The sequence below is a fragment of the Flavobacterium aestuarii genome, from assembly GCF_040049115.1.
GTDB lineage: Bacteria > Bacteroidota > Bacteroidia > Flavobacteriales > Flavobacteriaceae > Flavobacterium > Flavobacterium aestuarii.
The window spans coordinates 124,753-141,791 of record NZ_JBDLZZ010000005.1 but is presented as its reverse complement, the minus strand read 5'-3'; the positions used below and the strand labels follow the sequence as shown (position 1 = coordinate 141,791).

Sequence of the window (17,039 nt, the reverse complement as noted above, 5' to 3'; positions counted from 1 at the left end):
ACTTGTATTAGTATAGTCTATTAAATAATTATTGGAATACGCTTTTTATGCCTGAATGCCAATCGGATCAGTACAAACAGATTAGTTATGATTAAAGGCAAAACAATTACCAAATGAATTTTGGTGCTAATAAAACAAAAATACATAATCGTTAACACAATAGTGAAAGCAGCCAGCTTGTAAGTCCATTTTGAGTTTTTTGTGATTACACAATACAAAATAACCAAGAGAACGGGATTGAATAATAAAATGTTGTAATTGTAGCCCAATTCCAGATGTGATGAATAAAATCCCAGAAAGACAAACAGCAGGCCTAATATCCCAATAAAGGATAGATAAATATAATCAATGCTTTTTTTGTTTGTCAATGTTACAAAACCTAAAATAAAGAGATAAGTGTAGGAGTTATTCCACCATGAAACTGGAGCTTCTTCTTTAAAGTCTAAAATAGTCTGGTTTTCTTTGCATAAAGGCTGATTATTGTATGTAATGAGCTCCAGGTTTTTTTGAAGTTCAAAAGGCAGGAAAATTTTAGTTCCCATCTGATCTACTTTTGTCCCAAATACAATACTCGTTCCTAATTTTTCATAAAAATGATTGTCAAAGTAGGGAAATAAAATTGCTCTGTAAGTTTGATCAGTATCTGTTTTTTTAGTTATTACTTTAGCGTTTAATGTTTTATTGATTACATCAACCACTTTTGAAGTACAATTATTATCAATAAATTTATATTGATACAAACGTTCTTCAGAAAGCATTGACTGAGCCAGATTGTCAAATAATTTCTGCTTGAGCGATAGCGGAATATTCAATTCCTGTTCGTAAACGTCCCTTTTTTCATAATTATACTGGCTGATAAAATCGTCATATCGGTTGTTTGTAATGAAATAATCTAAGTCTCCTTTGGCAAATTTCATTGCAAAATTCGGGGTGTCAAAGTCAAAAGCACCATAATTGTAAACTACATCAAGATTGTTATCAATATCACGTACTCTTATAGCGGTATGGCCAAATAGGGAATAAAGCTCATTTCCAGTTCCGCAGGTCATTACACTGACAGCAGCATTTTTTGATAATAAAATATTTTGAGAAAATGAATTATAAACAGAACCCAAAAAAAGGATGCAAACGAATATTTTTTTTAATAATGCGGTTTTCATGATATAATGTTTATTTTAACACAGATTGACAGAATTGTTTTGACCGTTAGCTTATTGCTCGAGCTGCTGATTAAAAAGAATTTGCAAATCTGTGAATCTGTGACTGATTTTGATTGTTTTGGAATTTAACATAATTCAAAGTTAGTTTCTAAAAAGGGGTAAATCAATTTTTATAGAAAATACGTTTGAATACAGAGCAGTGCTTTGGTTTCCTAATGCTGTCAATGCATAGTCAATAGCAATTCCCTTATATTTAAATCCTAGGCCAATATTAGGCTGGAATCCTATTTTTTCTCCATTATCCAATTGGGTCACATGCTGGAAATTTCCAACGCCTGCTCTTAGAAAAGCAAGATCAGTATAGCCAAATTCTAAGCCAACAGCAGGATCAATACTTACAAACTCACTCGAAATTAAATCATTTGTTTCCGTAAACTGCATATTCAGATTAGCAGCAGCCAAAAGGCTGTAATCGTTATGGAAAATAAATTTTTTTGCAACGCCTAATTGAGCTTTGGGCAATGTAATCTCACTGCTCTCTGGCATTTCCTGATTTTGCCCAGGTATAGCATCTGCTATTTTTTTATAAGCTTCTTCATTTATGTTCCAGATATTATAAGTGGTCGTTATATCCCGAAGCATTAATCCAAATTGCCAGTCATTTTTTTCAAATTGCAAACCGAAGTCAAACCCAAATCCCCAAGAAGTGGCAAAATCGCCAATTATTCTTCGTATAATTTTTGCGTTTGCTCCATATTGAAATCCTGGAACGGGCAATTTTACGGCATAGGAGAATGTAAAGCCATAATCAGCGGTTGAAAAAAGCTCGATTCGATTGTAATCAATGTTGCCTTCGTTATCAATTAAGTCAGTAGTGTTCATAATATCGTCTACCCCAAAACGAATTAACGAAATTCCCCAGGCACTTCGATCATCGATAGGGCTGGCATAAGCGATATAATCATATTTGGCAATATTAGAAAAGTAGTTGGAGTGCATCAAAGAGATTTGATTTTCTTCCAGATGAATCAGTCCTGCTGGATTCCAATAACAGGAGTTAACGTCTGAAGTCGAAGCGGCAACAGCATTTGACATTCCCAAAGCAGCCGCATCTACACCAATATTCATAAACTCATTCGAATATTTCCGAACGGTCTGGCAGTAAATGATATTCACTATAAAAAAGAATAAAAGAAGCTGTGTTTTTTTCATAGTGAGATAATACATGTTTTTTTATTGGAATATGGAATTCGCATAGCTGCATTAGTTGTTTGCGGTCATTTTATGATTATGCTCATTTCAAAAGATGCATTTTGAAAGCTAAAAAAGTGCTTTTTAATTATTTTCCAAAAATAAAGTTTTTTGATGATGTAACTGCTTTAATTCAATTAAATACTAATTTTTGTATAAAAGAATTTAAATTCTCTCCACAAAACGAGCAAGACTTTCTCTTATAAGTATTAAATTTGCCACGCTTATCCTTCAATTTAAACACTATGAACATCAAAAAACACATCCCGAATACGATTACTTTGTTAAATCTTTTTTGTGGCTGTATCGCTGTGGTATTCGTGAGCAATAATCAATTTGAAACGGCATTCTTTTTTGTCTGTCTTGGAATTTTTCTTGATTTTTTTGATGGTTTTTTTGCACGCTTATTTAAAGTTTCGGGACCTTTGGGCCTGCAGCTGGATTCCCTTGCCGATATGGTTACCAGTGGTGTTGTTCCCGGATTTGTTATGTTTAAAATGATGCTTTCGAGTAATGCTTCTATGACTGATGGCTATCTGCAGTATTTTCCTTATTTAGGATTTATCATTACATTGGGATCGTGTATGCGTCTGGCAAAATTTAATATTGATACTCGCCAAACCGATTCGTTTATAGGACTGCCAACACCTGCCAATGCTCTTTTTATATTAAGCCTTCCTCTGATTTTAGAGTATTATGCTGCAGATTCATTATTAGTGCTGGAAGTCCTGACCGAAAAATGGGTTTTATTGTTAATCGCCTTGTTTAGCGCATACGTGCTGAATGCTGAAATTCCTTTGTTTTCCTTAAAAATCAAAAAATTTAATTTTAAGGACAATGCACTGCAGGTTATTTTCTTGGCAATCTCTGTTTTATTGCTGGTTTTTCTGCGCTATTTGGGAGTTGCTTTAGTAATTGTGTTTTATGTTTTACTTTCGGTAATCAATAATAAACTGCTTAAAAAGTAAATTTTTTGGATGAAAAAAAGCAGCAGAACTGTGCCAAGGCGTAAACCAAAAAAGAATAAAAGCGTTTTTTCAGGAAAATGGATTGATTTCTTTTTCATTGGTATAGCCATTCTTCTGCTTGTTCTAATAGGCTATCATTACCGCGCTGGTTTAGCTGATTATCTCGGTTTTAAATCGCATGCAGAAAATGAAACCAATGTTTTTTCTGAAGCCCGTAATCTAAAAGTTTTAGAAAAAAGCGATGGGAAAACTATCGGTATTGATGTTTCGGAATATCAGGGTAAAATCCGCTGGTCCTATGTGGATACGATTGAAGACAAATATCCACTGCGTTATGTATTTATCCGTGCAACTGTTGGAAAAGACAGGCCTGACCGGCAATATAAAAGAAATTGGCTTGGCGCCAAAAAAAATAAAATGATACGAGGAGCTTATCATTATTATCGTCCCAATGAAAATTCTCTTGAGCAGGCCGAACTTTTTATAAAAACAGTAAAGCTTGGAAAAGGAGATCTGCCTCCAGTTCTGGATATTGAAAAACTTCCTAAAGAGCAGTCAATAGAAAGGCTTAAAGTAGGACTGAAACGATGGTTAAAAGCTGTAGAACTGCATTATGGCGTGAGGCCTATAATTTATACCGGCGAAAAATATTATGACGATTTCCTGAAAGAAGAGTTTAGTGATTATCTTTTCTGGATTGCAAATTATAATTTTTATCGTGAAGAAATTCAAGATGATTGGCTTTTTTGGCAATTCACAGAGAAAGCCACCGTTCCTGGAATTGATACCAGAGTTGATGTTAATGTCTATAATGGGGACTTGCAGCAGCTGCAATATATTACGGTAGAATAAGTCTGTAAATTACTTATTTCTCAAAATGAAGAAAATTACCATTGCAAAAAAAGCCAAAGCACCTAACAAACTCAATACGGATTTTGGGTTAGCAAAATTTATAGTAACACCCATTTCTTCAATTTTCTTCGGAGGAAAAATGCGTGGATCTTCATTGTTATAGTAGAAAATTCCCCAGATCCAATTGCTTGGGTCATTTTTCCATTTATCTGAGGTTTCTTTTGAAGGTTCTTCGTTTAATGACATTTGTTTGTGTGTTAAGACAATGAAGGTAAATTTACCATTTTAACATTAGAAATTAAATTAAAACTCCAGTTTTTTCTTTCTCAATTCGAAGTTCTGGCCCAGATATACACGGCGCACCATTTCGTCTTCAACCAATTCTTCGGGAACACCCGCTTTTAGGATTCCTCCTTCAAACATCAGATAGGTTTTGTCCGTAATGGCAAGTGTTTCCTGGACGTTGTGGTCAGTTATTAGAATTCCGATATTTTTATTTTTTAACTGCGCCACAATCCTCTGGATATCTTCTACTGCAACCGGGTCAACTCCGGCAAAAGGTTCATCAAGCAGGATAAATTTTGGATCAGTAGCCAGACAGCGGGCAATTTCGGTACGGCGGCGCTCTCCACCCGAAAGCAGATCCCCACGGTTGGTGCGAATGTGTTCCAAGCTGAATTCGGCAATTAAACTTTCCATTTTAGCAATCTGTGCTTCTTTTGAAAGTCTGGTCAATTGCAGTACGCTCAAAATATTGTCTTCGATGCTTAATTTTCTAAAAACAGAAGCTTCCTGTGCCAGATATCCAATTCCCTGCTGGGCTCTTTTATACATTGGATAATCGGTAATATTCAATTCGTCCAGATAAATATTGCCGGAATTTGGTTTTACCAAGCCTACAATCATATAAAATGAGGTGGTCTTTCCAGCACCATTAGGTCCTAAAAGCCCCACAATTTCACCTTGATTCACTTCTACAGAAATCCCTTTTACAACAGATCGGCCTTTGTAGGTTTTTATTAAATTTTCTGCTCTTAGCTTCATCTTTTAAGTTTAACCGTTTAATCGTTTAATCGTTTAACTGTCACAAATTAACAAATAAACGAATCAACAAATAAACCTATTAACAATTATTTAGTTCCGGCTTCTTCCAGTGCTTCCCAAAATTCATAAGCTCTGCGTAAATGAGGCACTACAATTGTGCCGCCTACTAGGGTTGCAATTCCCATGGCTTCCATCATTTCTTCTTTGGTAACCCCCTCTTTATAACTTGTTTCCAAGTGGTATTTTACGCAGTCATCGCAGCGTAAAACAGCAGATGCAACTAGTCCTAAAAGCTCTTTGGTTTTTACATCCAAGGCTCCCGCAGCATAAGCATTGGTGTCCAGATTGAAAATACGCTTTACAATTTTATTATTGTCGGCCAATAATTTTTCGTTCATTTTAGAACGGTAGTCATTGAATTCTTGTACGATATCAGGCATTTGCTCTCTTTTTATTTAATACTACAATTTTTGAAATCAAGATGCTTACTTCATAAATAAGCAGCATTGGAATAGCAACAATTGTTTGGCTCACTACATCTGGAGGTGTTACAATTGCGGCTACAATCAGGATGATTACAACTGCATATTTCCAGTATTTTCTCAAAAATTCAGGGGTAACTAAATCTAATTTTGTTAAAAAGTAAATGATTATTGGGAGTTCAAAGAACAATCCGCTAGCCAGAATACTTGTTTTTACCATGCCAATGTAAGAGTCTAGTGTAAATTGATTTTTGACAACATCACTTATTGTAAAGGTGGCGACAAAATTCACAGACATTGGAATTACTACATAATAGCCAAATATCACGCCCATAAAGAAAAGCAGTGAAGAAGTAAATATAAATACTTTGGCACCTTTCTTTTCTTTTTCATACAATGCAGGACCAATAAATTTCCAGATTTCCCAAAGGATATAAGGAAAACTTAAAATAAAACCTGCCAGTATACACATCCATACAAAAATATTAACCTGGCCTTCCATTTCGGTATTCTGGATGATAAAAGGCATTTCGGTTATGCAGATGCTATCGGCAAATCCCAATTGGTGTGATAATTCACAAAAATAACGGTAGGTAAAAAAAGTTGGTCTAGTTGGCCCAAATATGATAGTATCAAACAGGTAATCACTTATAAAATACGTTACGCAAGCCATAATCACTACAGCTGTAGTGCTTCTTACTAAAAGCCATCTTAATTCTTCCAGATGGTCTAAAAAGGACATTTCGCCCAGATTTTTCTTTGCCATTATACAATTCCCTCTTTTAAAATATCGTGTAAATGCAATACGCCTTTATACTCGCCATTGTCAACAACAATCAATTGAGTTATGGAGAAATCCTCCATAATATTAAAAGCATCCACGACCATGTCAGCTGATTGTACGGTCTTTGGATTTCTGGTCATAATGTCTTTGGCAGTCAAGTCGGCAAAAGTATCTCTGTCGTTAAGCATTCTGCGTATGTCACCATCAGTAATTATTCCCACAACCTTATTGTTTTCAACGACAGCTGTCACACCTAAACGTTTTTCTGAAATTTCGAAAATAGCTTTTTTTACAGGAGTATCAGGGGTAACTTCTGGTTTTAATGTATGTTCCAGCATGTCTTTTACGCGGAGCAGTAATTTTTTTCCCAAAGCGCCGCCAGGATGATACACTGCAAAATCTTCGGCTTTAAAATTTCTCATTTCCATAAGGCATACCACTATGGCATCACCCATTACTAATTGTGCAGTTGTGCTGTTAGTAGGTGCTAAATTTAGCGGACAGGCTTCAGCTTCCACGGTTGTGTTTAAAACATAATGAGAGCCTTTGGCCAAAAAGGAAGTCATATTTCCAGTCATGCCAATGAGTTTATTCCCAAAACGGGTCAAAAGAGGAACTAATGCTTTGATTTCAGGACTATTACCGCTTTTGGATATGCAGATGACAACATCATCTTTCTGAAGCATTCCTAAATCACCATGTATGGCTTCAGAAGCATGCAAAAACAAGGAAGGTGTACCAGTCGAATTGAATGATGCTGCCATTTTTTGAGCAATAATAGCACTTTTGCCAATTCCTGTTATTACTAATCTCCCTTTGGAATTGTAGATGCATTGTACTGCTTCCGCAAAAGTATCATCAATGAAGTCAATTAATTTAGTGATAGACTGGCTTTCTGATGCAATTGTTTTTTTTGCGCTGGCCAATATGTTTTCTTTTGTAATCAAAACTGATAATTTAAAATTTGTGAGTGTAAAAGAAAGTTGTATCTTTATGTGCCGCAAATTTAAATAAAATACCACATATTAAAGAATGAATTCAAACGAAATTGACATAGACAAAGAATTAAAGAAGTATTTTGGCTTTAGCAAGTTCAAGGGCTTGCAGGAAAATGTGATAAAAAGCCTGCTTAATAAACAGAACACATTTGTAATTATGCCAACAGGAGGAGGGAAATCGCTCTGCTACCAATTACCTGCTTTAGTTCAGGAAGGAACTGCAATTGTTGTATCTCCTTTAATAGCATTAATGAAGAATCAAGTCGATGCTATCCGAAGCCTTTCTTCCGAAAATGGGATTGCTCATGTTTTAAATTCCTCACTTACCAAGACCGAAATTGCTCAAGTTAAATCCGATATTCAAGCGGGAATAACTAAATTATTATATGTCGCTCCTGAATCGTTAACGAAGGAGGAGTATGTTGCTTTTCTTCAGACAGTGCCTATTTCATTTGTAGCGATTGATGAAGCCCACTGCATTTCAGAATGGGGGCATGATTTTAGGCCAGAATACCGAAATCTAAAAAATATTATTAAACAATTAGGAGAAGTTCCTATTATTGGGCTTACCGCTACCGCAACTCCAAAAGTGCAGGAAGACATCCTGAAAAACTTGGAGATGTCCAATGCAAAAACCTTTAAGGCTTCATTTAACAGAGCTAATTTATTCTACGAAGTCCGTACTAAAACCAAAAATATTGAAGCTGATATTATACGCTTTATAAAACAGCACAAAGGAAAGTCGGGTATTATTTACTGCCTGAGCCGTAAAAAAGTAGAATCAATAGCAGAAGTGTTACAGGTAAACGGAATAAGTGCCGTTCCATATCATGCAGGTTTGGATGCTAAAACAAGAGCCAAGCATCAGGATATGTTTTTGATGGAAGACGTAGAGGTTGTTGTCGCCACCATCGCCTTCGGAATGGGGATAGATAAACCAGATGTGCGTTTTGTAATTCATCATGATATTCCAAAATCATTGGAAAGCTACTATCAGGAAACAGGAAGAGCAGGACGTGATGGAGGTGAAGGACACTGTCTTGCTTATTACTCGTATAAAGATGTTGAAAAATTAGAAAAATTCCTTTCGGGAAAACCAGTTGCTGAGCAGGAAATAGGCTTTGCATTACTGCAGGAAGTGGTGGCTTATGCCGAAACTTCAATGTCCAGACGAAAATTTTTACTGCATTATTTTGGTGAAGAATTTGACAGCGAAACAGGTGAGGGAGCTGATATGGATGATAATGTACGTAATCCAAAAACAAAAATAGAGGCCAAAGACGAAGTTCTCAAATTATTGGAAGTAGTCAAAAAAACCAAGCATATTTATAAATCCAAAGAGATTGTCTTTACATTAATTGGCCGTGTAAATGCGGTCATCAATGCACATAAAACCGATTCCCAGTCGTTTTTTGGTTCAGGTTCTAATCATGACGAAAAATTCTGGATGGCATTATTGCGTCAGGTTCTTGTGGCAGGACTGCTGTCAAAAGATATTGAAACCTACGGTATTATCGAAATTACAAAAGAAGGTCTGGCTTTCATGAAAAACCCGCAATCTTTCTTGATGTCCGAAGATCATGAATACAGCGAGTCTGAGGACGAAGCTATTATTACTGCATCAAAATCCTCAGGAACTGCCGATGAATTGCTGATGTCAATGCTGCGTGAATTACGCAAAAAAGTTGCGAAAAAACTTGGCGTTCCTCCCTTTGTAGTTTTTCAAGATCCCTCTTTAGAAGATATGGCTTTGAAATATCCAATTTCGCAATCCGAATTGATCAATATTCATGGTGTTGGAGAAGGCAAAGCCAAAAAATATGGTAAAGAATTCATAGAGTTAATCAGCCGTTATGTAGAGGAAAATGATATTATACGCCCAGATGATCTGGTTGTAAAATCTACAGGTGTTAACTCTGTCAATAAATTATATATCATTCAAAATATTGACAGAAAATTAGCTTTAACAGATATCGCTTCCGCAAAAGGGTTAAAAATGGATGATCTGATCAAAGAGATGGAACAGATCGTTTATTCGGGGACTAAATTAAATATCAATTACTGGCTGGACGAAATGCTTGATGAAGACCAGCAGGAAGAAATTCATGACTACTTTATGGAATCCGAATCTGATAATATCGAAAAAGCCCTCAAAGAGTTTGACGGCGATTACGATATTGATGAATTGCGACTGATGCGTATAAAATTCATTAGTGAAGTAGCTAATTAGAGTTTTATGTAAGATTTAATATTTCTCTTTACGTTTGAAGCCAGTATAATTTCTGCTGGATATTTACGTGTCTAAAACTATGAATTTTACAACCAGAATCACTATTCCAAAATACTTGAACCCAATAGACAACAATTCTAAAATAGCCTCATTGGTTCCTGTTTTGCGAAAAACATAGGAGAAAATTTGATTATTTTAAGTCCTTGTGAAGTAGTTCTCGCTGAATTTTTATAGTATTGTCTCGCAAAGGCGCGAAGACGCAAAGAAAAACAAGTCTAATCTTTGTGTCTCTGCGTCTTTGCGAGATTTTTTTATTAAGTGGTAAAGTATTTGCAAGCGTATGAATTTTTTTGTGAGAAATAAACAATTGTTTTTTTTTGCAAGATTTATATTATGTTTGTAAGAAAAGATGAGCGAGAATGAAATCTCTAGAATTGTTGTTGATGTTTCGTATAAAATTCATACTAAACTCGGACCAGGATTGTTAGAATCGGTTTATGAAGCTATTCTTTATTATGAATTGTCTAAACGTGATTTAAAAGTTGAAAGACAGAAACCACTGCCTGTAGTTTGGGATGGAATATTTTTGGATATTGGTTTTAGAACTGATTTGATAGTTGAAGAAAAAGTAATAATAGAAATAAAATCAGTTGAACAGATTTCAAATGTTCATCCAAAACAGCTTCTCACATATTTAAAAGTAACTGGTATGAAATTAGGCTTGTTGATTAATTTCAATGAATCATTAATTAAAAACGGAATTACTAGAATTGTGAACAATCTTTAGTATTCAACTCGCAAAGATTTTATTAAATTTGTCTCGCAAAGGCGCAGAGTCGCAAAGATTAGTGTTTTTCTTTGCGACTCTGCGCCTTTGCGAGAAAAAAGTACTTTGCTTGAAATTTCAGCTTTAGCGAGAAAAAATTATGAATTTTACAACCAAAATACCCATTCCTAAAAATCCCAACCCAATAGACTACAATTCTAAAATAGTCTCATTGGGTTCTTGCTTTGCAGAAAATATGGGCAATAAATTCCAATATTTTAAATTTCAAAGTAAGACAAACCCATTCGGAATTATTTTCAATCCAGTTTCGATTGAGAGAATTATCGATAGGGCTGTGAATGATGAAGTATTTACCGAGGAAGATGTTTTTTTTCATAACGAACGCTGGCATTGTTTTGAGGTGCATTCCGATTTGAGTCATTCGAATAAGGCAGAATTGATTGCTAATCTGAATCAAATTTTGGTGGAAACCAAGAAACAATTACAAGAAGCCAGTCATATTATCATTACCTATGGAACTTCTTGGGTATACCGCAGTATCGAAAAAAACAGCATCGTTGCCAACTGCCATAAAGTACCTCAAAAGCAGTTTAGCAAAGAATTACTTTCTGCTGAAACTATCGAAAAATCAATTCAAAATACTATTGATTTAATTAAAAAATTGAATCCAAATTGCAGTTTCATTTTTACCATTTCTCCAGTGCGACATCTCAAAGATGGTTTTGTCGAAAATCAAGTCAGTAAAGCACATTTAATTACGGCAGTTTATCAAACAACAAACAATAAACAACAAACAATAAACTATTTCCCCAGTTACGAAATCATGATGGACGAACTCCGCGATTATCGTTTTTATGCCGAGGATATGTTGCACCCAAACCAGACCGCTATTGATTATATCTGGGAGCGTTTTAGTGAAAGCTGTATTAACGAAAACAGTTTCCAGACGATGAAAGATGTGCTGGAAATCCAGAAAGGTCTCAGCCACCGCAGTTTTAATCCGGAATCTGAACAGCATCTTAAATTCTTGGCAAACCTAAATCAGAAGATAAATTTTGTAAAGGAAAAATTTCCGCATATAAAGTTTTATAACTTTCCTTAACTAATATCAAACAGATCGAATTAGCCACAGATTAAAAAGATTTACACAGATTAAAAAAATAACTGTAATGAAATCTGTGAGAATCTGTGTAATCAGTGGCGAAAAAAAAATACATGGTATTATTTGCGGACAGTCATATTAAGTTTTAAGTTTCGTTCATCAGTAATAAAATACGTTCAGTAAATTTTAGAACATTTACACTAAATTATGTAACTTGTTGAAGTATATTTTTTACATTTTTGTAAATTGTATAATTGTGCTTCATGATAAGGCTTTTGTTTAACGTGTTTTATTGACTTATGAATCAAAAATCCATTCATTATCTTAAGAAAACACTACGTGTACTGCTTTGGTGTGTCGCTTCGATAATTGCTGTTTTACTTCTTCTTATAGTTTTAATTCAGGTGCCGTCAATTCAGAATTTTGTAAAAAACAAGGCCGTTACCTATCTCCATGAAAAAATAAAAACCAAAGTTGCTTTAGACTATATTTCCATCAAATTTCCGAAAGATATAGTTCTCGAAGGCCTTTATTTTGAAGATCAAAAAAAAGATACTTTACTTGCCGGAAAACGTTTAGAACTGGATGTTGATTTGTTTAAATTAATAAGTTCCGAACTTGAAATTAATTCGGTTTCTTTACAAAATACTACTGCAAATATTTCCAGAAATAATAAAGGAACTTTCAATTTCGATTATATCATTAAAGCTTTTGAATCGAAAGAACCCAAAAATCCCGATAGTAAACCATTTAAAATATCCGTTGTAAAAATAAATCTCGACAATGTTAATTTTAATTTCAAAGACGATTATTCCAAAAATGATATTCGGGTAAAACTCACGCATTTTGATACCAAATTCAAAAAGTTTGATTTAGACGAAATGGATTTCAATATTCCGAAAATTAATTTAAACGGACTGAAATTAGTCTTGAATCAGGATGCTGTAGAGAAAATTGCTGAAGTCTCTGTAAAAACCGTTGATACGATTTCAAAAAGAAAAGATTTCAAATTAAGACTCAACAAAATCAGCTTGTCAAAAATTGATATTGCATACGATAATAAAGATTCCAAACTGGATTCGGGAATACGTTTGGGGAGTCTGGAATTAGCCGTTAACGAGATTGATTTAAACCAACAGCTTTTGGCTTTTGATTCTTTCGAATTAAAAAATCTAAAAGTAAATCTGAGGCTGGGAGCCAAGGAAAAACAAATTAAAACCCCCGATTTGGACTCGACTGCCATTAAACAAGCGGGCTGGGAAGTGAAATTGAACGATGTTGATATCCAAAATACCGCTTTCAAATTTGATGATATGCAGTCGAAACCAATTGCAAAAGGAATTGATTACAGTCATCTCGATTTAGATAAATTAAATTTCAAAGCCGAAAAATTATACTATGGGAATGATAGAATTTCGGGAAATATAAAATCATTTACCGTCAATGAAAAAAGCGGTCTGCAGGTTCAGGCTTTAAAAACCGATTTCTTTTACGGCCCGAAAAATGCGGAGCTGAATAATTTGTATTTGAAATCACCGCAGACACTTCTTCAGAATAAAATTAAAATCACCTATCGATCTCTTGATGCTCTGAAAAAAGACATTGCAAATCTTTCGGTTGATGCCAATTTGAACCAATCAAAAATTGGTTTCAAAGACATTTTACTTTTTGCTCCCGATTTGCAAAAAACAAACCCTTTCAAAAGCAATCCAAATGCGGTTTTGTATCTGAATACCCGTTTGAACGGAAAGATAAAAGACTTGAATATTCCGTTGTTCGAAATGAGCGGAATTGGAAGTACTAGAGTTTCACTTTCGGGAAAAATCAAAGGTTTGCCCGATGGCAAAAAAGCCTATTATGATTTGAATATTAAAAAACTGTCAAGCACTGCCAAAGATGTGAATTCTTTTGTGCCAAAGGGAACCATTCCTGCGACTATTCAATTGCCTTCGCAGTTTAATTTAGCAGGAAAATTCAAAGGTTCGGTACAGAATTTCAAAACGAATGTGGCTTTAAACAGCAGTTTTGGAAGCGCAAAAGTCGATGCATTATTTGACCAAAGAATTAAAAAACAAGAGAAATACGATGCCAATATTTCCTTAATGGATTTTAATTTAGGGCGATTGATTAAAAATGATTCTATCGGAAAAATCACGCTTAAAGCGAAAGTAAAAGGCAAAGGTTTGGATCCAAAAACGGCTCAGGCCGAATTGGATGGTTTGATTCAAAAAGTGGTATTCAACAGATATACTTATAGAGATTTGGCTTTAAAAGGAAATATTGCCAATGGCACTTTTGATATAAAATCGGGAATGAAAGATCCAAACCTGACTTTTGATTTGACTGCCAACGGAAATACAAAAGATAAATATCCATCGGTAAAACTAAAATTAAACCTCGATATTGCCGATTTGGAAAAGCTGAATCTTCACGCTGGACCATTGAAACTGCGCGGAAATGTTGATGCCGATATTGCTAACAGCAACCCTGATTTTCTGAACGGAAAAGTGTTTCTTTCGAACATTCAGATTTTGCAGGAAGAATTAATCGTTTTGGATTCGGTGCGTGTAATTGCTTTTTCAGATAATACTCAAAACAATATCAAAATATCATCCCAGTTTTTAAAAGCCGAAGTTGATGGGAAATACAAGCTAACAACATTAGCATCGGCAGTAAAAAAATCATTGTCAAAATACATGGATCTGCAAAATCCGAAAGTAAATGGTGAGTCTGATGAGCAACGATTGGCCTTTACAATTTCGGTAGATAATGATCCAATACTTTTTAAAATCTTACCAAAATTAACAGGTTTAGAACCTTTAAAAATAACTGGTAAATACAATAATGTTGCCGATTCTTTAGAAATAAAAGGAACTATTCCGAGAATTGTTTATGCCAATAATACCATCGCTGACGGTAAAATAAATGTCGAAGCCAAAGAAAATGCTTTGGAATACCAAATTTCATTTGCCACAATAGAAAGCGGGGAATTAAAAATTCCATTTACCAGTTTATCAGGCAAAGTCGAGAACAATATTCTTTCATACGCCTTGCAGGTTAAAGATACCAAAGACAAAGAACAGTATATGATCGCGGGAGAATTCCTTCGTCAGGATGCTAAAAATATCCTGAAAATCAACTCTGATAATTTTGTTTTAAATTATGATAAATGGAATATCGATCCTGAAAATGCCATTGAATTTGGAAACAAAAGGCTTTATATCAATAAGTTTTTCTTAGATAATTCGGGCAACGAACTCAAAATTCAATCGCAAGGGACACATAATAATGCGCCGATTCAGGTTGATTTTGAGAATTTCAAAATTGAAACCATTCTGAATATTGTCAAAAAAGACAAACTGCTGATGCAGGGTTTAATCAACGGAAATGCGGTTGTAAATAACGTGATGACTTCACCTATTTTTACTTCGGATATAAAAATTGATGACTTTGCTTTCAAGGCGGAACCTGTCGGGGACATCGAAATAAAAGTAGATAATAAAACGGCAGATGTACTTACGGCAAATGTGGTTTTGAGTGGCGAAGGAAACGATGTAAAAATCAATGGTAATTACAGAATCGCTGATGGAAATTTAGATTTGAATGCCGACATCAATAAGCTGAATATTAAAAGCATTCAGGGCTTTTCGATGGGAAATGTGACTGATGGAGCTGGATTTTTGTCAGGTAATTTTAAAATCACAGGAAATGCATCAGCACCAAAAGTTTTAGGTGAATTGAATTTTAATGACAGCAGTTTCAGGATTACCAAACTTAACTCTTATTTTAAAACCGAGAATGAAAAAATTACTTTCAGCAACGAAGTAATTACGTTTGACACCTTTACGCTTTACGATGAAAATGCTAATGAAATGGTGCTAAACGGAACAATACAATCTCCGGATTTCAGGAATTATAATTTCAATTTAACGGTAAATGCAAATGATTTCAGAGCCATACATTCGAAAGCAACTGACAATGATTTGTTCTACGGAGATTTATTTTTGGATACAAAATTAGACATAAAAGGAACGCTCGAAAATCCTATCGTTGATGGAGATCTCAAAATAAATAAAGAAACCAAATTTACCGTTGTTTTGCCTCAATCCGATCCATCGATTGCCGAGAGAGAAGGGATTGTAGAGTTTGTAAATGAAGATAATTTATATCTGAAACAAACAGTTGCAATGCAAAAAAAATTAAATCAATCGGACTTAATTGGGATGAATGTCAGTGTTGATATTTCTTTAGACAAAGAAGCCGAATTGACATTGATTATCGATAAAGGAAATGGTGATTACCTTAACTTGAAAGGCGAAGCCCAACTTACTGGCGGAATCGATCCTTCGGGGAAAACCACTCTTACAGGTAAATACGAGGTTGCGGATGGCGCTTATGAAATGAATTTTAATGCCATCCGAAGAAAATTTAATATTCAGAAAGGAAGCTACATTATCTGGAACGGCGAGCCAACAATGGCAACTTTAAATATTACGGCGATTTATAAAGTGGAGGCTCCGCCAATTGATTTGCTCGGAAACCAATTGGGAGCAGTAAGTCCGACAGTAAAAAACACGTACAAGCAGAAAATTCCGTTTCAGACTTTATTGAAAATGAATGGCGAACTGCTAAAACCCGAAATCACTTTTGACATCATACTTCCTGATGGAAATTATGGAGTTTCCTCCGATATTGTTTCGGCTTCTCAGACAAAACTGGAACAATTGCGACAAGAACCGGCCGAGTTAAACAAACAGGTTTTTGCGCTTTTATTGCTGAACCGTTTTGTTGGTGAAAATCCTTTTGCAAGCGAAAGTGGTGGTACCAATGCCGAATCTTTGGCAAGACAAAGTGTGAGCAAGATACTTTCCCAGCAGTTAAATGATCTTTCGGCAGAATTAATAAGCGGTGTTCAATTAGAATTTGATGTAGAATCAACCGAAGATTATACTTCGGGATCAATGGAAAACAGAACCGATCTGAATGTGGCTGTTTCTAAAAAACTGCTTGATGACCGATTGAAAGTTACCGTAGGAAGCAGTTTTGGAGTTGAAGGCAAGGAACGTGCCAATGAAGAAACCACGAATATAGCCGGCGACGTTTCTCTGGATTATCAGCTTACCAAAGATGGCAGATATATGGTTCGCGCTTACCGCAAAAATGAATATCAGGTGGCGGTTGAGGGTCAGGTTATTGAAACTGGAGTGGCGTTTGTTATCACGATGAGTTACAATAAATTCCGTGAACTTTTTCATCGCACCGAAGAAGAAAAACGTATAATTCAGGATGAAAAGGAACGTAAAGAGAGAAAAAAACGAATAGAAAAACAAGAAGAAAAATTCGAGAAACAAATTCAGGGTAATGAGCAAAAAACATAGCAA

Annotated in this window: 13 protein-coding genes; 6 read left to right on the top strand and 7 right to left on the bottom strand. The window is 35.0% G+C overall.

What is annotated here, in order from left to right; all coding sequences use genetic code 11:
* Nucleotides 1–20 precede the first annotated feature (20 nt).
* Both ABEG11_RS07075 and ABEG11_RS07070 read right to left on the bottom strand, forming a co-directional pair.
* A complete protein-coding gene (locus ABEG11_RS07075; protein ID WP_348823481.1) occupies nucleotides 21–1,160 on the bottom strand; it encodes a lipoprotein N-acyltransferase Lnb domain-containing protein in 1,140 nt (379 codons plus the stop codon).
* A 141-nt stretch (nucleotides 1,161–1,301) separates the two neighbouring features.
* On the bottom strand, nucleotides 1,302–2,372 hold the full coding sequence (locus ABEG11_RS07070) for a putative type IX sorting system protein PorV2 (RefSeq protein ID WP_492764711.1): 1,071 nt from the start codon (nucleotides 2,370–2,372) through the stop codon (nucleotides 1,302–1,304).
* Nucleotides 2,373–2,656: 284 nt separating this feature from the next.
* On the opposite strand from ABEG11_RS07070, the gene ABEG11_RS07065 reads away from it, so the two are divergent.
* Both ABEG11_RS07065 and ABEG11_RS07060 read left to right on the top strand, forming a co-directional pair.
* Nucleotides 2,657–3,379, top strand: coding sequence for a CDP-alcohol phosphatidyltransferase family protein (locus ABEG11_RS07065; RefSeq protein WP_348823480.1), 723 nt, complete (start codon nucleotides 2,657–2,659; stop codon nucleotides 3,377–3,379).
* Nucleotides 3,380–3,388: 9 nt separating this feature from the next.
* Nucleotides 3,389–4,231, top strand: a complete 843-nt coding sequence (locus ABEG11_RS07060) for a glycoside hydrolase family 25 protein (protein WP_348823479.1) — start codon at nucleotides 3,389–3,391, stop codon at nucleotides 4,229–4,231.
* A 9-nt stretch (nucleotides 4,232–4,240) separates the two neighbouring features.
* Here the strand turns inward: ABEG11_RS07060 and ABEG11_RS07055 are convergent, their stop codons facing one another.
* The 5 genes from ABEG11_RS07055 to ABEG11_RS07035 form a co-directional block, all read right to left on the bottom strand.
* Nucleotides 4,241–4,477 carry a DUF5808 domain-containing protein gene (locus ABEG11_RS07055; protein ID WP_348823478.1) on the bottom strand — a complete coding sequence of 79 codons (237 nt, stop codon included), beginning with the start codon at nucleotides 4,475–4,477 and terminating at the stop codon, nucleotides 4,241–4,243.
* 57 nt (nucleotides 4,478–4,534) lie between these two features.
* On the bottom strand, nucleotides 4,535–5,275 hold the full coding sequence (lptB, locus tag ABEG11_RS07050; protein ID WP_348823477.1) for an LPS export ABC transporter ATP-binding protein: 741 nt from the start codon (nucleotides 5,273–5,275) through the stop codon (nucleotides 4,535–4,537).
* Nucleotides 5,276–5,361: 86 nt separating this feature from the next.
* Nucleotides 5,362–5,715, bottom strand: a complete 354-nt coding sequence (locus tag ABEG11_RS07045; RefSeq protein ID WP_348823476.1) for a carboxymuconolactone decarboxylase family protein — start codon at nucleotides 5,713–5,715, stop codon at nucleotides 5,362–5,364.
* A complete protein-coding gene (tatC, locus tag ABEG11_RS07040; RefSeq protein WP_348823475.1) occupies nucleotides 5,708–6,523 on the bottom strand; it encodes a twin-arginine translocase subunit TatC in 816 nt (271 codons plus the stop codon). Before tatC ends, ABEG11_RS07045 begins: the two co-directional genes overlap by 8 nt.
* Nucleotides 6,523–7,488, bottom strand: a complete 966-nt coding sequence (locus ABEG11_RS07035; RefSeq protein WP_348823474.1) for a KpsF/GutQ family sugar-phosphate isomerase — start codon at nucleotides 7,486–7,488, stop codon at nucleotides 6,523–6,525. Before ABEG11_RS07035 ends, tatC begins: the two co-directional genes overlap by 1 nt.
* An 85-nt stretch (nucleotides 7,489–7,573) precedes the next feature.
* Between ABEG11_RS07035 and recQ the strand changes: the two genes are divergently transcribed.
* The 4 genes from recQ to ABEG11_RS07015 all read left to right on the top strand — a co-directional run bounded on the left by recQ (nucleotide 7,574) and on the right by ABEG11_RS07015 (nucleotide 17,036).
* Entirely contained in the window at nucleotides 7,574–9,769 is a 2,196-nt protein-coding gene (gene recQ, locus ABEG11_RS07030; RefSeq protein ID WP_348823473.1) for a DNA helicase RecQ, read from the top strand.
* Between the two features lie 409 nt (nucleotides 9,770–10,178).
* Complete coding sequence (locus ABEG11_RS07025) at nucleotides 10,179–10,556, top strand: GxxExxY protein (protein WP_348823472.1); 378 nt, start codon at nucleotides 10,179–10,181, stop codon at nucleotides 10,554–10,556.
* A 139-nt stretch (nucleotides 10,557–10,695) separates the two neighbouring features.
* Nucleotides 10,696–11,658, top strand: a complete 963-nt coding sequence (locus tag ABEG11_RS07020; protein WP_348823471.1) for a GSCFA domain-containing protein — start codon at nucleotides 10,696–10,698, stop codon at nucleotides 11,656–11,658.
* 299 nt (nucleotides 11,659–11,957) lie between these two features.
* Nucleotides 11,958–17,036, top strand: a complete 5,079-nt coding sequence (locus ABEG11_RS07015; RefSeq protein WP_348823470.1) for a translocation/assembly module TamB domain-containing protein — start codon at nucleotides 11,958–11,960, stop codon at nucleotides 17,034–17,036.
* Nucleotides 17,037–17,039: the final 3 nt, after the last annotated feature.